The 21169-nt window shown below is 59.1% G+C and carries 20 protein-coding genes and 1 riboswitch; of the genes, 10 read left to right on the top strand and 10 right to left on the bottom strand.

Annotation, left to right across the window (positions count from 1 at the left end):
* Positions 1-78 precede the first annotated feature (78 nt).
* The 5 genes from glgA to BGIM_RS0111615 all read left to right on the top strand — a co-directional run bounded on the left by glgA (position 79) and on the right by BGIM_RS0111615 (position 4645).
* Positions 79-1623, top strand: a complete 1545-nt coding sequence (glgA, locus tag BGIM_RS0111635; protein ID WP_020469950.1) for a glycogen synthase GlgA — start codon at positions 79-81, stop codon at positions 1621-1623.
* Positions 1624-1625: 2 nt separating this feature from the next.
* On the top strand, positions 1626-2561 hold the full coding sequence (locus tag BGIM_RS0111630; protein WP_020469949.1) for a galactose-1-phosphate uridylyltransferase: 936 nt from the start codon (positions 1626-1628) through the stop codon (positions 2559-2561).
* Between the two features lie 42 nt (positions 2562-2603).
* Positions 2604-2996 (top strand): hypothetical protein, encoded by a 393-nt coding sequence (locus tag BGIM_RS0111625; protein WP_157368895.1) that lies wholly within the window; start codon positions 2604-2606, stop codon positions 2994-2996.
* Positions 2997-3168: 172 nt separating this feature from the next.
* On the top strand, positions 3169-3720 hold the full coding sequence (locus tag BGIM_RS0111620) for a hypothetical protein (RefSeq protein WP_020469947.1): 552 nt from the start codon (positions 3169-3171) through the stop codon (positions 3718-3720).
* Positions 3721-3889: 169 nt separating this feature from the next.
* Positions 3890-4645: a formylglycine-generating enzyme family protein gene (locus BGIM_RS0111615; protein ID WP_020469946.1), complete on the top strand. Its 756-nt coding sequence runs from the start codon at positions 3890-3892 to the stop codon at positions 4643-4645.
* A gap of 176 nt (positions 4646-4821) precedes the next feature.
* Here BGIM_RS0111615 and BGIM_RS0111610 read toward each other — a convergent pair whose 3' ends face one another.
* The 4 genes from BGIM_RS0111610 to BGIM_RS0111595 form a co-directional block, all read right to left on the bottom strand.
* A complete protein-coding gene (locus tag BGIM_RS0111610; protein WP_020469945.1) occupies positions 4822-7956 on the bottom strand; it encodes an AAA family ATPase in 3135 nt (1044 codons plus the stop codon).
* Between the two features lie 124 nt (positions 7957-8080).
* On the bottom strand, positions 8081-9313 hold the full coding sequence (locus BGIM_RS0111605) for a metallophosphoesterase family protein (RefSeq protein WP_020469944.1): 1233 nt from the start codon (positions 9311-9313) through the stop codon (positions 8081-8083).
* A 202-nt stretch (positions 9314-9515) separates the two neighbouring features.
* The gene (locus tag BGIM_RS0111600; RefSeq protein WP_020469943.1) at positions 9516-11078 is read right to left on the bottom strand and encodes an N-acyl-D-amino-acid deacylase family protein; all 1563 of its coding nucleotides are present in this window, start codon (positions 11076-11078) and stop codon (positions 9516-9518) included.
* 18 nt (positions 11079-11096) lie between these two features.
* A complete protein-coding gene (locus BGIM_RS0111595) occupies positions 11097-11390 on the bottom strand; it encodes an SWIM zinc finger family protein (protein WP_020469942.1) in 294 nt (97 codons plus the stop codon).
* 110 nt (positions 11391-11500) lie between these two features.
* Here BGIM_RS0111595 and panD point away from each other — a divergent pair, with 110 nt between their 5' ends.
* Entirely contained in the window at positions 11501-11872 is a 372-nt protein-coding gene (panD, locus tag BGIM_RS0111590; RefSeq protein WP_020469941.1) for an aspartate 1-decarboxylase, read from the top strand.
* 95 nt (positions 11873-11967) lie between these two features.
* Here panD and BGIM_RS0111585 read toward each other — a convergent pair whose 3' ends face one another.
* Positions 11968-12291, bottom strand: coding sequence for a hypothetical protein (locus BGIM_RS0111585; protein ID WP_157368894.1), 324 nt, complete (start codon positions 12289-12291; stop codon positions 11968-11970).
* Between the two features lie 117 nt (positions 12292-12408).
* Positions 12409-12612, top strand: a riboswitch (cobalamin riboswitch).
* A 117-nt stretch (positions 12613-12729) separates the two neighbouring features.
* Here BGIM_RS0111585 and BGIM_RS62770 point away from each other — a divergent pair.
* The gene (locus BGIM_RS62770; protein ID WP_020469939.1) at positions 12730-13533 is read left to right on the top strand and encodes a DUF1559 family PulG-like putative transporter; all 804 of its coding nucleotides are present in this window, start codon (positions 12730-12732) and stop codon (positions 13531-13533) included.
* A gap of 30 nt (positions 13534-13563) precedes the next feature.
* Here the strand turns inward: BGIM_RS62770 and BGIM_RS0111575 are convergent, their stop codons facing one another.
* The 4 genes from BGIM_RS0111575 to BGIM_RS0111560 form a co-directional block, all read right to left on the bottom strand.
* A complete protein-coding gene (locus BGIM_RS0111575) occupies positions 13564-14373 on the bottom strand; it encodes an inositol monophosphatase family protein (protein WP_020469938.1) in 810 nt (269 codons plus the stop codon).
* Positions 14374-14565: 192 nt separating this feature from the next.
* On the bottom strand, positions 14566-15087 hold the full coding sequence (tpx, locus tag BGIM_RS0111570) for a thiol peroxidase (RefSeq protein ID WP_029629956.1): 522 nt from the start codon (positions 15085-15087) through the stop codon (positions 14566-14568).
* Positions 15088-15401: 314 nt separating this feature from the next.
* Positions 15402-16277 carry a deoxyribonuclease IV gene (locus BGIM_RS0111565; protein WP_020469936.1) on the bottom strand — a complete coding sequence of 292 codons (876 nt, stop codon included), beginning with the start codon at positions 16275-16277 and terminating at the stop codon, positions 15402-15404.
* Positions 16278-16280: 3 nt separating this feature from the next.
* A complete protein-coding gene (locus BGIM_RS0111560) occupies positions 16281-17192 on the bottom strand; it encodes an acyloxyacyl hydrolase (RefSeq protein WP_029629955.1) in 912 nt (303 codons plus the stop codon).
* Positions 17193-17296: 104 nt separating this feature from the next.
* Here BGIM_RS0111560 and dusB point away from each other — a divergent pair, with 104 nt between their 5' ends.
* The 3 genes from dusB (at position 17297) to BGIM_RS0111545 (ending at position 19621) form a co-directional block, all read left to right on the top strand.
* A complete protein-coding gene (gene dusB / locus BGIM_RS0111555) occupies positions 17297-18409 on the top strand; it encodes a tRNA dihydrouridine synthase DusB (protein WP_020469935.1) in 1113 nt (370 codons plus the stop codon).
* Between the two features lie 152 nt (positions 18410-18561).
* Positions 18562-19074, top strand: coding sequence for a hypothetical protein (locus BGIM_RS0111550; RefSeq protein WP_020469934.1), 513 nt, complete (start codon positions 18562-18564; stop codon positions 19072-19074).
* A gap of 49 nt (positions 19075-19123) precedes the next feature.
* The gene (locus BGIM_RS0111545; RefSeq protein ID WP_020469933.1) at positions 19124-19621 is read left to right on the top strand and encodes a hypothetical protein; all 498 of its coding nucleotides are present in this window, start codon (positions 19124-19126) and stop codon (positions 19619-19621) included.
* A gap of 129 nt (positions 19622-19750) precedes the next feature.
* Here the strand turns inward: BGIM_RS0111545 and BGIM_RS0111540 are convergent.
* Positions 19751-21169, bottom strand: a 1419-nt coding sequence (locus tag BGIM_RS0111540; protein WP_193788970.1) for a WD40 repeat domain-containing protein, incomplete at its 5' end; no start/stop codon positions are given.

Raw genomic sequence — 21169 nt, 5'->3', positions numbered from 1 at the left:
TCGCTGATTCCAACGGATGTCCTAAGACATATCCCTTGGTAGCGTGCCAATTATCGCCCGATGGAGCGTCCCACGCGCATGGCGGAACTTCCTTCGATTCTGATCGCCTCGTCCGAGGTCATCGGGTTTGCCAAGACCGGCGGCCTCGCCGATGTTTGTGGCTACCTGCCGCTGGCTTTGCGCCGTCGCGGGCACCCCGTGGCGGTCATCATGCCGCTGTATCGTTCCGTTCGTCTCGGCCGGGTTCCCATTTACCCGACGGAGCACGTTCTCACGGTCACCCTCGGCAAGACCATCTGCCCGACGCGCCTGTGGCGGGGGACGATCCCCAACAGCGACGTGCCGATCTTCTTCATCGAACACTCGGACTTTTTTGAACGCGACGACCCGGTTCGCGGCACCAGCATTTACCAACGCTCCACCGTGGACGGCCGCAAGGTCGATTACGCGGACAACTGCGCCCGCTTCGCGTTCTTCAACCGGGCGGCGATGGAAGCCATCCCGTATATGCCGACGCCGGTGGACGTGTTGCATTGCAACGACTGGCAAACCGGCCTGATGCCCGTCCACCTGCGGGACACGTACCGGGCGAGAGCCGAATACCGCCGGATTCGCAGCCTGTTCACCATCCACAACATCGCCTATCAGGGGGCGTACCCGCACGAACTGTTCCACCTCACCGGGCTGGACTTCCGGCTGTACAACCCCCACCAGCTTGAGTTTTACGGGCAGTTCAATTACCTCAAGGGGGGGATTGTCTTTTCCGACTGGGTGAACACGGTCAGCCCGACGTATGCGAACGAAATCCGCACCCCCACCTTCGGGTGCGGCATGGAGGGGCTTCTCGGCGAACGCCGGGATCGCCTCAGCGGCATCGTCAACGGCGTGGACTACGCCTCTTGGGACGCCTCCACGGACCCGCATCTGGCGAAGAATTACACGATTGACTCCGTGGACGCGGGCAAAGCCTCTTGCAAGGCCGACCTGCAACACCACTTCGATTTGCCGCTGGAACCCCGCGTGCCGCTGATCGGCATGATCGCCCGGTTGGTGGAGCAAAAGGGCGTGGATTTGGTGGCCAAGGCCGCCGACGACATGCTGAAACTCCCCGTGCAACTGGTGATCCTCGGGGATGGCGACCCGACCTATATCTCGAAGCTCTACGCCATCCGCGACCGTTATCCGAAACAGGTGGGGTTGTACATCGGCTTCGACGAAACGCTGGCCCACAAGATCGAAGCCGGTTCGGATCTTTATTTGATGCCGAGCCTGTTCGAGCCGTCCGGGCTGAACCAACTCTACAGCTTACGCTACGGCACGCCCCCCATCGTGCGAACGACCGGCGGCCTCGCGGACACCATCGTGGACACCACCGAGGAATCGCTCCTCACCGGCGAACCGACCGGCTTCCGCTTCCAGGCGTACACCCCGCAAGCCCTCGCCGGGACGGTGCGGTGGGCGACGCATCTTTACCACGACCGGCCGTCCGTTTTCCAACGGATCATCCGCAACGGGATGCTGGCCGACTGGTCGTGGGACCGGGCGGCCGTCGAGTATGAGAAGATTTATCGCCGCCTGATGATCGAACGCGAAGGCTACCGATTCGCCGCCGAGAGCGCCTGACGATGGCCCAGCCCGTTCCCGAATGGCGAACTGATCCCGTCACCGGGCGACGGGTGTTGCTGTCACCAATTCGAGCAGAACGTCCCTTTCATGCCTCCGGTCATTGCCCCTTCTGCGAGCACCACGAAGACGAAACCACGCTGGAAACGCTGGCCGTCCGCGATCCGGGTTCCAAGCCAAACGGCCCCGGCTGGCAGGTTCGTGTGGTTCCGAATCGCTACGCCGCCGTGCGGCCCGACGCGGCCCCTCACACTCCCGGCTTGGAAGCCGCGCCCGGCGTGGCCGAGGTGTTCATCGAGGGGCCGCATCACGAGACGCATCTGCACCGGCACTCCGCAAAGATGATGCGCCACATTGTCCGCACCTGGCGGGATCGCCTGAACCACTGGCGGGAAGATGGCCGGTTTGCCTTCGCCCAAGTCTTCAAAAACCAAGGCCCGACCGCCGGGGCATCCCTGAGCCATTGCCATTCGCAATTGATTGCCGTGACGGAAGTGCCCAAGGGAATCCGCGACGAGGTGAGCCACATTGTCGGCTTCGACTGGAACGGCTGGCTCGCCTCCGAACAAACCGGCCCCCGCTGGATTCGTCAAACCGACACGCTGGCCGAACTGGCCCCGATGGCCCCGCGTTTCCCCGGCGAGACATGGATCGTCCCCCGCCAACCATCGGCCTGCTTTGAACATATCAGCAATGACTTATGCGATGAGGTTGCCGAGACGCTGCACGACTTGCTCAACCGAATAGACCGCCATTTCAAAAGCCCCGACTTGAACGTGATGGTCCGCTCGGCCCCATTCGCCGGGGATTCGCCTAATTACCGTTGGCGGCTGGAAGTATTGCCCCGGCTGGTCACACCCGCCGGGTGGGAGCATTCGACGGGCGTGTTGATTAACCCCATGCTGCCGGAAACGGCGGCCGAGTGGTTGCGGCGGTAAGGCTTCCGGCCAAACGCATGATTCCCGTGGCGATAAATCAATGTGATCTCGATGCAATCAAAGCATTCAACGATGCCTTTCAATTTCCCATATGATTGTGTGGCATTGGGATTTTCGATTGTTGTGCTGGCAGGATTTTCGATTGTCGCGTTATGGTTTTTTGTCTTGAGAACTCCAATTGATTCTCAGTTGACTGAGGATCAAAAGCTTGTTCTTGCAAAAATTCAAAATGGTGAAGTCAAAGAGTTGGAAGATTTGGATCACTTGCCCATCCGGCCGGGGCGGGTGCTGACCGCCGTGGAAATTTCATCCCCCAGATCTGGCTCGGCATTTTATTTGTACTACTCAATGCCCGGTGAATTAAACAAGAAACTGGTGATCGTTGTCAATCGCCAATTTTATTTGTTGGATTACTCGATTTTTGACAAAGATTAGAACGCATCAATTGACCACAATGTCTTGTTGTTTGCGCAAAAAAATCGACACCCTTGAATAGGATCATATTTTTGCGCGATATCAGTAAAAGAATTTGAAATCATCAACCTCCGGAAACTGCATTCTGTAAAATTTACTCGGACGATCCCGCCATGCAAACAGAGACGAACAGATGAATTCTCAATTCTCGGGGCTGGATGATTCGATCAGCGACCGTCGCGAGAGGGAACGCGGATTTGCCCGTTCCCGGCGACAGCATTTCATGCGGGCCGTCATCTCCGTTGCCATCCTCATTCCGGCAATATCTGGCGGCGCTTGTGTTGCGGAAAGCATCTTTGGCGACGGGTTCCGTTTTTGGCCGAGGTTTGCCGGGGCATTGGCGTGCGCAAGCGTGACAAGTTTGATTTTGATGGTCATCGTCCTCCGTATCGCGACGGTTGAAAGCTATTTCCGCCTGACTTTTTTCGCCACTTTGCTTCGTCCGTTGTTTTCTGATCGTCGGATTGGCTGGACCCTATGGATCACATGCGTTGTCGGGGCGATGGCGACCGGGCCATTGGGGGCCTATGAGGGCGTGATGGGCGACTTGCCCAAATCGCCGGAGATATACTTCGGCGGGTTGTTCGGTGGTTTTGGAGCATTAATCGCGATGGGGTTGTTTGCCGTGATTCAGACTGCCAAGAAGAAGCCTGCCGTGCCGCTTGCGGAAGCGGTCGAAGATTAATCGCATCAGGGTTGATGGCGAAGAAGACATGCCTATGGCAAGAGCCACCAATCCGATGAATTCTCCGGCATCGTTTTCAAAACGAGCGTTCTCATCGGTTTTTTCTACGTAGATAAGTTCGCTTAAATCAATCTCTTTTGTCCGCAATCAAACTCCGTCGAGCTATCACATGTTTCGCTCTCTGATTTTGCTCCTGCTATTGCCTTCAGTCGTTTTGGCCGAACCCAAGCCCGGAGAGGAACGGGATTTTGAGATATTCAAGGGCGTAAAAATGCGGTTTTGTTGGATACCGGCCGGGAAGGCGATGTTGGGCTCCGTTCCCGATGGGAAAAAACTAGTCGACGACGAGAAAGAGCATGAGTTTTCAACGAAGGGGTATTGGCTTGCGAAGTATGAAGTGACACAAGCCGAGTACGAAGGGGTGATTGGAAGCAATCCGAGCAAGGATATCGGGGAACGGTTGCCGGTGGAGAACGTGAGTTGGGAAGACTGCCAATCGTTCATCAAGAAATGTTCGGTGTCGGGACTGGCCGTGAAGTTGCCGCACGAAGACCAATGGGAATATGCGTGCCGGGGTGGAAAGGGAAACAAGCAAGCGTACTACTGGGGAGATGTTTTGAGCGAAGAAAAAGCGAACTGTTGGAGCTATCCCAAAGGGAAAACTCGTGTGATAAAAAATGAAGCAAAGACTACCATTGTGGGAAGCTACGAAAAAACTGCGAAACACCCGTGGGGATTATGCGATATGAGCGGGAATGTTGCAGAGTGGTGTGATAACTTTTATAAAGTTGGAAGCGAAAACAGGGCGATGCGCGGCGGCAGTTTGGTTAACGATCACGATTACTGCCGGTCAGGAGTTCGTTTTGCGTTCTCCCCGACATTACGAATGAGTTTCTTTGGGTTCCGTGTCGCCTTGATACCATAATTTCGCCGATCAAATCTTTGGCATTTCATTGCGGCTGAATAGTTGGATGCAATTTTTGGAGTTTAAGCGGGTATCGATTGTGGTGATTGTTGAGACACCGTGCCCAACCACTTGCCCGGTCTAACGGACCGGGCTGGATCAACCGGTCCGTTAGACCGGAAAACCTTGCCGACCGCTTACTGTTGAAACCTTGTCACCCGTGCCGATCCCTCGGCCAATTCAAATTTATATCCGTCCGGGAAGGCCTCGGAGAATTCTTCTTGGTGGGACACCAGCAGAATACACTCCAGATGGCCACGGAGGTTTTGCAGTTCTTGAATCATCACCTGCCGGCCGTTGCGGTCCAGACAGCCGAAGCCCTCGTCGATGATGACGCTCTCAATGGGCCGGTGTTGTTTGCTGGCGTATTGGCCGATGGCGAGGGCCAGACTCACGGCGATGCGGAAGCGCTGGCTGCCGCTCAGGAAGGTCACGTTGATCGGGGCGCCGCCGGTCTGGCGGTTGAAGGCTTCCATGTCGAGGGCGGTGTCGGCGCCGGTGCCGTCCTTGCCGGGGGCCAGTTTCAAGAAGAGTTGCCCGCCGGAAAGCCGGTCCAAGATCGAGTTGGCGTGCTGGACGATTTGCTTCTCGGCCGTCCGCATCAGGTGCAGTTGCAGACGGTCCTTGCCGAGCAATTCGGCGAGGAGTTTCGTCACCTTGAGTTCTTGATCTTTGCCCTTGAGGTTCTCGCCCAATAGTTTCCGTTGGTCGCGATGCCGTTCCAAAATCGCCCGATGTTCGCGGGCTTCCTGGAGGTCGGCGGCCTTCTCCTTCGACGTGGCTTTCGCGGCGGCCAAGTCCTTTTTCACATCATCGGGGCTGCGGCGGGCTTCCTCGGGGATGGCCCCGGCTTGGGCGGTCACGTCTTCGATTTCTCGCTTGAGATTATCCCGCTCGGCCCGGACGCGGGCGAGTTCGTCGTAACGGGCTTCCACACGGTCGGCGACCAGTTGATCCATCTCCCCTTTCCAGCGGCTTTGTTCGGCAAAACCGGCTTGTTTGGCCGCATTTCGCCATGCCTCAGGGATCTGGTTCACGGCCCGGTCGATGGCGTCCTGATAGCCGATGCGGGCGGTTTCTTCGCTGGTGCGGGCGGTCTTGATGTCGGCGAGCTTCGCCTGATTGGCGGCCGTGTCCTTGTTGAATTTCTCAATTTCAACTTCCACCTTTTTCACATCCGTTTTCCCACCGGCGATGACGGATTGGGCGGCCTGTTCCTCGGCCTTCAGGGTGGCTTCCCGTTGACGGAGCTTGCCCGGATCGCCGGGGGGAAGCGTTTCCCTCACTTGGGCGATTTGTTGTTTTGCGGACTCGGTTTCGCCGTGCAGTTTGTCCAGCCGGGCGAGGGTGGCGCGGGTTTGGCTTAGTTGGTTCTTCACTCCATCCACCTCGCTGGCCTCCCGCTTCAGGCTCTTGAGGTCGGCGTCGGTCGGCCATACGGTCGCGGCCCAATCGTCCGCCGGGGCGGGGGCGATCAATTTGCGTTGGGCCTCGGGCATGGCCCCGTAGGCGGAATGACATTCCCCGCCGTGTTGCTCGATGGCTTTCTCTTGCGCCTTGAGTTCTGCTGTCTGCTCTTTGAGCTTTTCACGCAGTTTCGTCAATTCTTCCTGCAGCGCGGCGAACGAAGTCTTCAACTCCTGCTCGGCGTTCTTGGCCTCCGTCTGGGCGGCGGTCGCCTCGCGGAAGGTTTTCACGGCCGCTTTGAGTTCGGCTTGACGCTTGTCTTGTTCTGATTTGAAATGCGCTGGCGTGAGTGTCTGGCCGCAGGCCCGGCAGAGCTTGGCGCCGTCGATCTTGGCAAACTCGTCAGCGGCCGCCTTCGCGTCTTCCTGCCGGGTGCGGGCAGTGGTGGCTTGTTCGTCGGCCTTCGTTTTGGCCTCGGTGGCCTCGTCAAATTTCTGCTTGATTTCGTCGTAATTTTTGCGGGTCTTTTGCCCCTTTTCGGTGGTCGCTTTGTTGGCGGCCGCCAGTTCGTCCCGGCGGGTAATGGCTTCCCGCAATTGCGTTCGTTGCCGGGCGAATTGCTCCACCAGCGGAATGCCCATCGCCAGTTGTTGCAGGGCCTCGGCTTTCGCCTCCAGTTGGTCGGCCTGCGCCTGCGTGACCTTCGGCAGCTTGCCGATGTCTTTTTGAAGTTCCTCCAACCGGACGGTGAGTTGTTCGTAAACCCGCACTTGGGCGAGATGCCCGGTGAGGGTTCGCAGTTCGGCGCCGATGGCGGTCAGCCGGGTTTCGTTGTCCGCGATGCTCTTTTGCAGGTTGTCCCGCTTCTTACGGGCAAGGTCCGCGTCCCGTTGCAGTTGGGTGTGCTTGTCGTCGGCCTTGGTCTTGTCGAGTTCCAGTTGGGCGGTCTTGGCGTGCGATTCCTCCATGTTGCGTTGCTTTGCCTGAATGGTCATCACCGGGGGAATCACCTCCTTGAGTTCCCGCAGGCGGTGATACGCTTTTTCGATTTTGTCCGCGTCCCCCAAGGTCAATTGGAACTTCTTCCAGCGGCTTTCCAATTCGCCCTGACGCTTGCGAAGTTCGGTCCATTGCGTGGCCCGGACTTCCAAGTTTCGCAGTTGCTCGATGACGGCCTCGGCCTGTTTGCAAATCTCCTCGGCCTCGTCGATGCGGTTGGCGGCGGCGGCCCATTCCAGATCGGTCACTTCGGGCACGCCCTGCAACTGCCCGGCGGTGGCCTCCTGCTCGGCCTTGGCCTTCTTGCGAAGGTCGTCGGCCTGGGCGTGCAGCTTCACAAAGCGGTCCATGTCCACGATGCCGGACAGCACCTTCACCCGTTCGGATGGGGTGGCTTCCAGCAGCTTTTCCGCATGCCCCTGCCGCAGCAAGACGCTGGACGTGAAAATCTCGTAATTCAGGCCGACGTGATCGTCGATCCATTTCTTGAAGCCGGTCGCCCCGTTGGTGTCCGGAATGGCGGCCCATTTGGATGTTTCCGACTGCCACACGCTGATTTGCTGCGTTCCCTTGCCACTGCCTTTGTTATCCCGGCGGTAGGTGCGACGAATCTGATAGAGGGCTTTTTGAAGCTCGAAATCGAATTCCACGGTCAACGTGGTGGAATCTTTGTTGATGAGGTCGATGGCGTTGGAGGAGCCGCCGCGATGACTGTTGAAGAGCGCATAAGTGACGGCGTCGAAGATCGACGATTTGCCGCTGCCGTTGAGACCGGCCAGCATCCACAGGCTTGACCCGTCAAAACGGATTTCCTGTTCTTCCTTGTAACACAGGAAGCCGCCGAGCCGCACTCGCTTCGGGATCATGAGATTCCCTCCCGGTAAAGCCGACTGCCAAAGAAGCGGATATGCCGCCGGTCTTCGGCCTCGTAGGTCAGGCTTTCTAGCCTGACTGGTCTGTCAGGCTAGAAAGCCTGACCTACATTCAAACTCACTCAACTTTGAAAAGTTTGTCCAGTCGCCAGAGGATTTCTTCGCGTTCCTCGTCCGAATGATTTTGCAATTCACGCCGCACATAATCGCGGACCGTTTCCTCGAAGCTCGCCCCCCGCGGGGTGTTTTCCTCGGTGGCCAGCCGGTCCGTCAACTCGCCGGTTTCCCGCCAGTTGCGGGCGTACCAGCGGGGGAACATCTTGTCCAACTCGATCAGGATTTCCTCCAGCGAGTCCACGCCGGCGGTGTATCGGATGTCGAGATTCACCAAGTCGTCGCACGGCTCCGGGTAGCGTTCCCGCAATACCTCCATGTTGGCCGTCGGGTGGTCTAGCACGATGCTCACGACCGGCGTCGAGGGCAACGGCACCAGTTGCGGCAATCCCGCCAAGCCGGTTTCGTTGATCTCCAGCAGCGTCACGCTCTTATGGTCCCCGGATTCGCCGAGGTCCATTTTCTCGATGCTGCCGGAATACCGGAGGTTCTCCCGGCCGCCGAGGGTTTGTTCCTTGTGGACATGCCCGAGGGCGACATAGGCGAACTCATCCGGCAAATCCTCGGGCCGGAAGACCACATCATCCGACTCGGCGATGCGGAACAATGTCGGCCCGACCGTGGCCCCGTGGACGTTGATGTGCGCCCCGAGAACCGTCGGCAACCGGCGGTCAAACCGCTCGTGCCGCTGGATTCTACGCAGCTCCTCAAGGAAGGCGTCCATGAGGCGGGCGTTTTTCTCGTCCGGCCCGGCATATTTCGGGGCCGGGTCGTCCCGAAAATACCGGCTGGGGGTCGGGTACGGCATGAGGATAAATTGCACATGGTACCCGCCGTGCCGGTCGGCCAGTTTTAACAGCGTCGGCTCGGTGGCCAAATGCAACCGGCCGCCGGGAACGACATCCCCCATGTGACCGACCGACGGACTGGCCAGGTTCATCGCGTTGCCGAGCGTCCGGCAAAAATTCTCGTTGTCGTGATTCCCCGTGAGGGTGAGGATGGTGCCGCCTTCTCTCAAAAAGCCGCCAAACACCTGCTGCCAGTGTTCGATGGTCTCCCGCAGATTGTCCGGCCGGGCCAGTTCGCTGAACAAATCCCCCGCAACCAGCAGGACATCAACGGAATGATTGTCACAAATCATCCCGACCCGCTCAACCGCCCGGCGCAAGTCCTCCGTCCGGTCAATCCGCCCCAGACGGTCCCCCAAGTGCCAGTCGGCCGTGTGCAAAATGCGCATATGAGAAGGATACTCACGGAATGAGAGAAGGAGTGCAATGTCAGTAGGAAGGAAGAAAAGAGAGAAAACCCGTGAAGCCGCGACGCGGAGTCTTCGGAGCGGAGCGCGGACTTCCGGTGTCAAACGATTGAGCCAATGGTCGGTGATTTCACGCAGGAAGTCCGCGCTCCGCTCCGAAGACTCCGCGTCGCGGCTTCACGGTTCATTTGGGTGCGTGTCGCAATGCCTTGCCCCCGAACACTTCTTTCACTTCGCCGCCGTCGATCACCATCTTCCCGTTGACGAACAGATACTTCACCCCCTCGGCGTATTGGTGCGGCTTGTCATAAGTGGCGGTGTCTTTGAAGGTCTTGGGGTCGAAGACCACCACGTCGGCGAAGTAGCCGGGTTTGAGGTAGCCGCGTTCGGGCAGGTGAAGAATATCGGCCGGGAGGCCGCTGGAACTGCGGATGGCTTGCTCCAGGGGGAGAAGACCATCGGCGAGGCAGTAGCGGCCGATCTTGCGAGGGAAGGTGCCGTAGCTGCGCGGATGCGGCACGGTGGCCCCCGGCAGGTGGACGCTGCCGTCGCTGGCGGTCGCCACGAACGGCTGCTTCATGTACACCCGCACGTCCTCCTCGGACATGCCGAAATTCACCACGCCCGCCCCGCCGTTCTTTTCGATTTCGATCACGATGTCCGTGCTGGATTTCTTCTCGGCCTCGGCGATCTCCTTCAGGTTTTTGCCCTGCCATTTCGGGTTGGGGCCGTAGCGGGCGATTTGGATTGTCTTGCCGCCGTCGCGGGATTTCATCGCGGCATCAACCGCTTTGCGAATCTGTTCCCCTTTCTCCGGGTCGCCCAGACGGTCCTTGTATTCCTTGGAGGTGCCATCGCGGAAACGGCTGGGAATCACCGTCGCCGAGAGGGAGGTGCTGGAGGCGATATACGGGTATTGGTCGGCCGTCACTTCCTGACCATCGGCGATGGCCTTCTTGATGAGGGAAACGGCATCCCCGGAGCGGCCCCAGGTGCCTTTGCCGCTGGCCTTGATGTGCGAGATATGCACGGGCAGTTTGGCTTCCCGGCCGATGCGCAAGGCTTCGCCGATGGCGTTGAGCAAGCCGCTTCCCTCGTCGCGGATGTGGCTCGTGTACATGCCCTTGTGTTTAGCCGCGACTTTGGCGAGGGCGATCAGTTCGGTCGTCTCCGAGTAGGTGCCGGGTGTGTAGATGAGGCCGGTGGAGAGGCCCCAGACGCCGTCCTTCATCGCCTGATCGACGAGTTGTTCCATCTTGGCCAGTTCCTCGGCCGTCGGCGCCCGGTTGGAGTTCCCCATCGCCACGCTTCGGATGGAATTATGCGTGGCCAGATGGGCGACGTTGGTGCCGATGCCGTTCTTGTCCAACTTGTCGTAAAAGTCCTTCGCGTTCACCGGGCCGGACCCGCAATTGCCGGTCACCACGGTCGTCACGCCTTGCGTGAGATAGTTCTTGTTCAATTTGCCGGTGGATTGGGCGATGGTCGGTGCGCCGGTGTCGCAATGGGTGTGCAGGTCGATGAAGCCGGGGGCGACCACGAGGCTCTTGCCGTCGATCTCGCGGGGCTTGCCGACGACCTCCACTTTGCCAATGGCGACGATGCGCTCCCCGGCGATGGCGATGTCCCCGATGACGCCCGGTTTGCCGGAACCGTCATACAGGGTGGCTCCGCGAATCACGACATCCATCGCGGGCGGCGGCTCCGCGCCAAACAACCCGAGCATCAGCACAATGGTGTTCAACATCTGTTTGTTCCCAAGCGTTCACATTCGATGTTTGCGGATCAACGCGGCCAGACCGAGAATATGCCGACAGCGACCATACCGGAGGAAGCCGAGACATTCGCACGATTGATCGGCCCCCCGGCCGACGCGAACGTGCATCAGGTCGCCAAAACCCAGTTTGTGGACGGCAAAACCCCGCCCGCCGATCTGGCAGGGGATTTCCTTCGCCACATAAAACGCGGTTCGGCGTTCCGCGACGATGCGGAAGACAAACACCCCCCGGTCGTCGGCGGGGCGAATCAGGGCAATCGTGCGGATCGGCAGGTCGGCCATCCGCGGATTATCCCCGACGCGGGCTCGACCGGCAAGGCGTGCCTGACGGCCCTTCCGGCCCTAAGATAACCGATACGAGGATGGAAGGCACCAGCGTAAGGCGGGGATTCATGCAACGGGTGATGTTCAAGTCCAAGATTCACCGGGCAACCGTGACCGAGGCCGACCTGCATTATGAGGGCAGCCTGACCATCGACGAAGCGCTGATGGAAGCCGCGGACATCCTGCCATACGAACAAATCCACGTCTGGGACGTGACCAACGGCGCCCGGCTGGTGACCTATGCTTTGGCCGGCGTCCGCGGTTCCGGCTCTATCTGCGTCAACGGCGCCGGCGCCCATCTCGTGAAACCCGGTGACTTGGTGATCGTGGCTACCTACACGACCATGACGACCAAAAAGGCCCGCAAATACGAGCCGACGGTGATCTTGGTTGACGAGAAGAACAAGATCCGACACGCGGGAATCGGCGAAGTGGAATAGGGGTTATGTGTTGGCGTGTTGGCGAACAGTGTTAACGGACGCCGTTCGCCAACACGCCAATTTGGGTGCTGTCTAAACTCATTTGGGCCAAATCATCATTCAGGCCACATGGCCCACTTCAACCCTCCGGGAATCGACTTGGAGCGTTTGAAACGGGCCATGAAAAGCCCTCCCAAAAAGCTCAGGATTACTCCAAAATCATCAGGCGACATGTCGATTTGCCGGGCGTTTTGAAAAATTGTGTTCAGTTGGCCCACGGGTTTTGACCAGCCGGGTGGGTGTCCAACTGCCCAAAAATGGTCGTCGAAGGGATGTTTTTCACCGTTCTTGGTCACTTTTGGGGCACATTTTGACCAGTTTAAAAATCGGAAAACACCAAGTCCTGTAGCCTCATGGATAATGGGAAAAGATCGATTCATTTGAGTTTTTGAGCGCAAAAGGAGGGTGCGTTCTCATGAGTAGCGTGTGAGGCGGCCACCCGTTCGTTTTAATGCCTTCCTCATTTACAAGTTGACAATCCCTTGTTCATTCGTACCTAAATGAGTCACTCGACAGGTTTTCCCGTCCGACACCGGAGGGGAGACGAAGAGGGAAGACGGTGAGAATCCGTCGCGGGGCCGCCGCCGTAACCGGTCAGACCCCCGGACATCCACAGCCACTGCCATCAGGCGGGAAGGCGTCCGGGATCAGGGTCGTGACGAACCGGAAGCCGGAAGACCTGCCTGCCGAGCATCGTTCGCAGCCCCGGCACCGGGCAGGCGACTGGCACACGTTATTTTGCGAGCATTGTGTTCGCAAAGCCGGTCTGTCTGTTCTCCGGAGCGCTATCTGCCCGGCAACCGGCAGACGGAGAATCAATGTCCTCAGTTTTCACGGGCCGATCCCGCGCCCGGCGTCAGGCCTTTACCCTCATCGAATTGCTGGTGGTCATCGCGATCATCGCCATCCTCATCGGCTTGCTTCTGCCGGCCGTCCAGAAGATCCGCTTGGCCGCCAACCGGATGAAAGGGCAAAACAACTTAAAACAGCTCGCCCTGGCCACCCACAACTACGAGTCTTCCTTCCAGATTTTGCCGGTGACATCCGTCTACAAGTCCGGCAGTCCGACGTACACGACGCAGTTCTGGTATGGCTTGGTGACGTACAGCAGCACGACTTATCAAGTGGTGGGGACCGACCCATTGCAGGGCATTCTGACCAGCTATTACGAGAACAATGTCAAGGTGGCGAAATGCCCGATGGTCGACAGCTATAAGATCACCGCGACGGTGGGCGGATTGTCGCAAGGCTATGCGTACAACCGCCATGTTGCCGGGAAGCAAATCTCCTGGCTTCCCACCAGTCAGGTGTTCATGTTCACGGAACAGGTGCAATTGAATCCGGACGGGACGCTGCAAGAAGTGTATGACAGTTTCGGCTCGCCTTATGAGGTTAATCCTTATGGCGGCACCCAAGCCTACACGGCTTACGGCGTGAATGCCACGCATTTCCGCTTTGCCGGGGTGGCGAACGTGGCGTTTGTGGACGGGCACGTTGAATCTCGCCGCCCGGTCGATGTCCCGTCGATCAGTCCGTTCCCGCAGGCGGTGTGGGACGCGAACAAGACCAAAGTGGGCCTTGGATTCCTCTCGGACACCAACTATTCCTACACGGGGCAGTAAGGCAGACTGGTTTGGAAAGCGAAAGCCTCGTCAAACCTTGTCCGGGTTGGCGGCAAGGCTTTCGATCAGTTGTTGGTGAATGGCCGGATTGGCGCCCACCAAGTCTTGTTGGAACGGATCACATTTTTCGCCGCTCACCCGAGTGACGATGCCGCCCGCTTCGCGGATCAGCACCACGCCGGCGGCCACGTCCCAGGCGTAATTGTCAAACGCCCAGTACGCATCGAAGCGCCCGCAGGAGACGTAGGCCATGTTGAGGGCCGTCGATCCGGTACGCCGCAACGCCTGGGCTTGATAGGTGAATTTCTTCCACCAGAACAAATTGCGTTCCTGCTTGTCCGGGTCCGGCGGGAAGCCGGTGGACATCATCGCGTTGGCCAGCAAATGCGTTTCGCTGACGCGGATCGGCTGGCCGTTGAGCGTCGCCCCCAGTCCCTTCGCGGAGCTGAACATCTCGTTCATCCGCGGATCGTAAATCACCCCGACAACCAGTTCCCCGGCCACCATCAGCCCAATGGACACGCAATAGGCCGGCACATCATGCACATAGTTGGCCGTGCCGTCGAGCGGATCAACGATCCACGTCGGCGGGGCATCCGCACTTGGCCCGCGACCCTCTTTGGCACCGGGGTCTTCCTCGCCGAGAAAGTCATGATCCGGAAATTGTTCTTTCAAAAAGGCTTGGATGGCCTTCTGGGAGGCAAGATCGGCCTCCGTGACCAGATCAGCCCGCCCCTTCTCGCGCACGGAGAACTTGCTCCGCCAGTGTTCGAGGATACCCGCCCCGAGCTTCGCGGCTTCCTCTGCCCCGTGACGCCATTGGGCCAACTGACTGGACATGGGATTTTTCTCTTGGGAAAATGGGGTGGGATATTTAAAGGCAACCTCACCCCCCGGCCCCCTCTCCTAAAAGAGAGTGGGAGCAAGAGGGCGAAAGCCTTCATCAATAACGTCCGGTCTTCGTTGGCCGGTTTGGTTCCCCCTCTCTGTCAGGAGAGGGGGTTAGGGGGTGAGGTTGCCTTTGGCCTTCCCTTAAACCGCCGCTTTCAGCGCCGCCAAGGCCGCGTCGTAATTCGGTTCGCTGGTCACTTCGCTGACATATTCCACATAGGTCAGGGTGCCGGTCTTGTCGGCCACGAACACGGAGCGGGCCAGCAGGGGGACGGCCAGACCTTCGAGCAGCACGCCGAAATTGTTCCCGAAGGAATGATCGTGCGTGTCCGACAGCGATTTCATGCTTTCGATCTTGGAATCGGAGCAGAAACGCTTTTGGGCGAACGGCGTGTCCAGGCTGACGGTGTAGGTGGCGACCGAATCACCAAGGGCGGAGACGGCGTCCGAGAATTTCTTGGTTTGGATGCTGCACACCGGCGTGTCGATCGACGGCACCACGCTGAACAACCGGGCCTTGGCCGGGGTGTCCTTCAGCGAAACGGTGCTGGCGGCCGTGTCGGCGGTGGTGAAATCCGGAACCTTGTCGCCGGGCTTGAGGGCCGGGCCAACGAGGGTCATCGGGTTGCCCTTGAACGTGACGGCGGCGGGACGCTTGGACATTTTCGGAAACTCCTGTTGATGGAAGAGACAGGAGGGGATTTTACAACTCGGCGTGGAAGTGGTCAGCGGTTGTCCGAGAAGACTAACCACAAAGACGCAAAGATCACACAAAGTTTCACAAAGAAGGCGGAAACGAGAAAAGAATGAAAAGGAAAAACCTTCAAGAAAACGAAGTTCGATTGAGACCACTCGATGATCCTCCGTGGAACTTTGTGATTACTCTTTTCTTCTTCTTTTCTTTTCCTTTGCTTCTTCTTGCTTCCTGATGTGTTGTCTTCTTTGTGAAACTTTGTGTGATCTTTGCGTCTTTGTGGTTAGTCTTTTCTTCCTTCCAATCCCTCTCGCAATCGTCGAAGAACCCCCAGATTCACCGGGTCCATCTGTTCGTCGTCGGCGTTGGTTTTGGGTGTTTCGAGTATCATCGGGAGTTTGGCGAAGCGCGGGTCGGTCACGATCAGCCGGAACGGTTCTTCCCCCAAGTGGCCTTGCCCGAGGTGTTCGTGGCGGTCCACCCGGCTGCCTTGCGGCTTTTTGCTGTCGTTGAGATGGAAGAGTTTGAGCCGGTTGAGGCCGATGAGATTGTCGAACTCGGTCATTGTCCGTTGGTAGTCGGCCTCCGGGGCGAGGGGGTAGCCGGCGGCGAAGACGTGGCAGGTGTCGAAGCAGACGCCGAGGCGTTTGGATTCTTCGACGCCGTCGAAGATCGTGGCCAGATGCTCGAAGCGATGGCCGAGGGAACTTCCCTGTCCGGCCGTCAGTTCCACGAGAATCTTCACCTTGAAATCCGGCGTTTGCCGGTGCGCTTCGTCGATTCCTTGAATGACTCGCTTGAGACCGGCCTCTTCTCCGCTGCCGACATGCGCGCCGGGGTGCATGACGAGATAAGCCAGCCCGAGTTGTTCGGCCCGGCGCAGTTCATCGACGAAGGCCGTCACGGATTTTTGCCAGAGGACATCATCGGGCGAGGCCAGATTGATGAGGTAGGAATCGTGCGAGGTGACGAACTTCAAGCCGTGGCTTTTGGTCAGCCGGCGAAACTCGGCGGCATCCTCCGGGGAGACGGCCTTGCCGGTCCATTGGTTGTTGTTCTTGGTGAAGAGTTGCACCGTCTCGCAGGCGAGTTCCCCGGCGGCCCGCAACGCATTGCAGATCCCGCCGGCCGATGACAAATGGGCGCCGAACAGTGGCATCGTTTACCGCCCGCCGGAGCGGAAGAAGTACGTCAGCCCGACTTGGATGCCGAGCGTATGCACCCCGGCGCCGCGATCAGCCAGGCCGAGGTTTGAGATGGAGGAATACCCGCCTTCAATGTCGAGAAATAGGTTTTCATGAACCAGACAATGCACCCCGGCCCCGGCGAACAACCGGGCGTTGAACTGCTGGCCGATGGCGTTTTGTGATTTGTCTTTGGAGGCATCCGTTACGGCGAAGCCCCCGCCGATTTGGAGGTAAGGAATCAACGAGGCATTCGGCTGAACGAAGTTGTATCGGCCGATCAGTGCCGGGCTGACAAGGTAGTTCCCGTACCCGCTGCTGATACGCCCGGCCGTGATATCGCCCAAAACTTCCATGTTGCCACGCCAAAAAGCGTCCGTGTCTTGCGGCGCATTGAGCATAAAGCCGGCGCGATAGGTGATAGCCTGATATTCAAAGCGGGGAACTTTTGGCCCGAAGCCCGACCGGGTGGTGTAATCCCCGGCGAGAATCTGCACCGTGGAAAAGTCCGGTGAAAACAGCTCGTTCCCGCACCATACGTTGAAATTGCAACCGGACGTGGAATACGTCGCGGGAGGCGGTTCGGGATGCCACGGGGGCATGAACAGGGGAATGCTCTCATCAGGCGCGACGGCCATCGGATTTCCCGTGAGAACACTCGGCCCCGGCCCGGAGGTGGCGGGCGGCAACACGCTTTGAACCGGCGGGATCACACTGGGAACCGGCGGCAGCGGCGGCTCCTTCGGCGTCGTGATCGGCGAAGTGTCGCCGACCGGCAGGATGGTCAGCGTGGGACCGTCCGGGACCGGCAGCGGGATCGGTTCTCGCCCGGCGGCCAGACGGCCGGCCATGGCGACGATCAGTAATACGCCCGCCCCGCGAACCCGCATGCGAATCTCCGCCGAATGTCCCGATTCGTTGGCGACATACCACGGGCAAACAGGGGAAGCAAGGGCAACGTGAACATCCCCCGACCGGCACCTATCATATCCCAATGATTGCCACGCAACCCGTCCCCGAAATTCCCTCCCCGCCGGTCATGCTTGGTTGGGACAAGCCGTTCCAAATTGGCAACGTCCCGCTGGCCTCCCGGTTCACGATGGCGCCGCTGGCCGGATACACGAACCTGCCGTTTCGCCTCTCGGTGCGTGATGTCGGCGGTATCGGCCTCTGCACGACGGATCTCATCAATTGCCGCGCGATCCTGATGGGTTCCAAGAAGACGATGGAACTCCTCGCCACCTCCCCGGAGGATCGGCCGCTCGGCATCCAGATTTACGGCGGCACCGTCGAAGAATTGGTCGAAGGGGCCAAATGGGTGGAGAATTACGGGGCCACCATCATCGACATCAACATGGGTTGCCCCGTGCGCAAGGTCGTGAAGGGTGGCGGCGGCTCCGCGATGATGTGCGACACCACCGGCGCGACGATCAACCTCGTTCGCCGGGTGGTGGAGGCCGTCAAGGTTCCCGTCACTGTGAAGATGCGGCTCGGCTGGGATTCGGACCAGTTAACGGCCCCGTTCTTCGCTCGCGAATTTGAAAAAGTAGGCGTGGCCGCCCTCACCATTCACGGCCGCACACGGGCGCAAGGCTTCAGCGGCACGGTGGATCTCGACGGCATCCGGGCGGTGGTGGAAGCCGTCGAAAAAATCCCCGTGCTGGGCAACGGCGATGTGCGAACCCTGCGGGACGCCGACCGTATGTTGCGGGGCACTGGCTGTTCGGGCATCGCCATCGGCCGCGGGGCGCTGGCCAACCCGTGGATTTTCCGGCAACTGACCAACTGGATCAACACCGGCCGCCCCGGCCCGCGCGGCACCTATGTCGAACGGGTGGAATTCATGCGAACGCACTTTCGCCGCATGGTGGAATGGCGCGGCGACCACATGGCCTCCGTGCAATTCCGCAAAAACGCCGCGTGGTACTGCAAGGCCCTCCGCACCGGCAAGGCCGTCCAGCAAATCCTGGTGATGCTCGACAGCCAAAAGACCCTCAACACCGTCGCCGACCAACTCCTCGAAAAAGGCCCTCCCCCCGGCTGGCAGGAACTGGACGCCACGGACATGAACATTCATGTGCCGAGCGGGCAGGTGTCTTATTGGTGAGGTCGGATGTAGTTACGAATACTGAGTAAAATTTTCGGAAGGCCGAACTTCACGACAGGCCAATTGTCTCTATTTCTCATCCAAGCCGTCGATCAGAAAGAAGATCTGTCACGAGCAACGGCTAGCCTCGCAACAATTCCCCTGAGAATGAGATGCTCGATAACTTTGAAGAATTTGAACAGAAAAATCCGCTCGTCCGCTTTTCATGGTATCTCAATGGTCGAATTTTTGTTCTGAACCAACTCAGTTCTGAGATCATCGAAAATTTGAACAAAGCTTGGCCAGGAAAAGGCCTGTGCGTTGAATTCCTTCAGAAAGCAGAATCACAACTCTGGTTTTGGACTTTGGGAGCTTACGAGATGATCCGAACAATGGATCAAGCCAAGACGTGCTTCTCTTGCCGCCTCCATCCTCAGTTGCTTGCAGTAAAAAATCGCCTCTCTACTGCACGAATGCCGGCTGCAAAAATGGAAGTGCGAAGCAAAAAAACACCCATCGCCTCAGATCGTTCGCCATGTGACTTCGATAATCAAAACCGTGATTTACTCATCGGTGATCCAGAAAATCCAGTGTCTGGACGAGATGTCCTCAAAGAGTTTTCTCAATTCATCTCATCTATCAGACTCGAAGATATCTTGAAACGGCATGAGGATTCGTATTGCTAAAATCGCAACGGACAGCTTCGTTAGGAATGTCAGTGACAGAGGACGACCAATGGCATGGCGGGTGGTCGAACGGAAACTCGGCCGGGCCGGAGGCGAAAAGCAACGCACCGCCCGGCAACGGGAGTGGGATCGCCAGTATGGCGAAGACACTTGGATGGTTGGTTATGTCATCGACGGGGAATTCGTTCTCCAAGACGACGCGCTCGAATCGGTGTATTACCGCAGCTACGAAGCCCACTTCCGCAATCACCCGGACGATTTGCAAGAACTGATTTCACTGGCCAAAGTCCTCCGCAACCCACACGCCGAGGCGACCACCGGGGTTGATCTCCAACTTCCGGCGATCACTCGATATCTGCTCGAACACGGTTTGGAATTGCAAGGCCGTGAAGTGGTGGATATCGGCACCTGGCAGGGGGAGCGATCTCATGCCATCAGCGTCCGGCTCAGTCCGCTTCACATCCGATGCGTTCTCGATTCGAAACTCACTTTGGAAGAATGGTGGCAGTCCAAAAAATGCCTGGCGGTGTGGGCTGAGCACGAATAATCAGGAATGTCCCGGCGAATTGCTTGCGTTGGGCGTGGAGCGGTTGGTTTCCGCACAGGGAGCCAAAAAAGGGGCGGCACAGTCATTTGCCCGGTTAAGAAGTGCCTGCCCCCTTTATCGGTTCGCCGGTCAGCGATTATTCGGCGCGGGCGGCGGGCCGTTCGTAAGGCCGGTTGGGGTGAACGTCGTCCAGCCGGGCAGGGCCGCCCCGCCGTCTGCCGTCTTAGCGGCGGCCAGAGGCAGCGGCACGAAGCCGGCGTGTTGGATGGCCAAGTCCCACACACCGCGGGTCATCATTGCCTTCATCTTGTCCGTCGTTCGCGGAACCACCGCTTCTTCCGGGATGGAGCCGAAAAGGGTCTTCCTGACGGGCATGGCCCACACCACGGTGTCGCCGACTCGCAGGTCCGTGGCCGTGAACACCTCAATTTCCGGCACGGTCATCTTCTGGTCTTTCAACACGCTAAAATCGCGCATCTGGCCGGTGGCTTTTTCGGTGAGGGTGATGGTCAGCAGGAGGTCTGCGTCTTCGGCGCGGGCCGCGTACTCGAACTTGCGGGCCTTGAGCGTCTGTTGGACTCGCGCCAAGACCGGGGCCGCCGCCAAATCTGCGTGCGCGCCGGTTGCCGTCACCCGCACGGCGATTTTCGTGCCAGGCTTCAGTAAGTTGGCCGGTCCGGCCACGGCGGCGATGGACTTGGCTGCGGTGGCGTCCGGCACCACCGTGCCCACAAGGACGACCGGGCCGTCGACCGTTGCGGCCGTCGCCGCCCACGCCTGCCCGGCTGGCCAATGGACCGGGTATATCGCGTGGTCCGCGTAGCCATACTGCCACACGATGACCTTGCGCGTCAAATCGAACAGGTACTGGCTTGCCAGCAAGCACTCCGGCCCGGCGTAAGCGAACGGGGCCGGAATATGTCCGCCGTACTTGCCAAGGAAGGTCGCCGGGCCCAACGCCGCTTCGACGACCGCAATCCGCCGGCCGTCGGCACCCCACCGGACCAACTGCGGCCGCTCATCCTTACGGCTGTCCCGAGTCTGGAAGTATGCCGCCACTTCCCGCCCGTCGGGCCGCACGGCGATGACCATGTGAACCGTGGATTTGACGCCCGCCGGCTCCAAGTCCCCGACGACTTGGCCCGTCGCGGTGTCCACGGCCCGGATGACGCCCGATTGCATCCCCAACAAGTGGCGGCCGCCCGGCGACACGGTCCGTGCGTGGATGCCGTATAGCACGGTTCGGTACTTCAATGTCGCCGTCGTCGGCTCCCAACCGATCACGTCCCCGGTTGATGAAACCGTGACCAGAATCGGGCCGGCAAACGCGACGAACGTGATCACCGCACCCCCCGGTAACGCAGCCGACGAGGCCGGGGGCGGGCTGGCAGGCGGCCGCCAGCCGGCAACATGCTTCTGCGTTTTCAACGACCACACGTCGACGCGTCGGCGTTCGGCGCTGTCCAACGTCGCCACCAGTGTGCCGTCGGCGGACACGGCAACGGCCATCAGCCCGGCCGGCAGTTTGACTGTGGCCGTGACTTTCCC

It is taken from the genome of Zavarzinella formosa DSM 19928 (genome assembly GCF_000255705.1).
In the GTDB taxonomy this organism is placed as follows: domain Bacteria; phylum Planctomycetota; class Planctomycetia; order Gemmatales; family Gemmataceae; genus Zavarzinella; species Zavarzinella formosa.
Note: the sequence above shows the minus strand (reverse complement) of the source record. Positions and strands in the feature narration are given on the sequence as shown.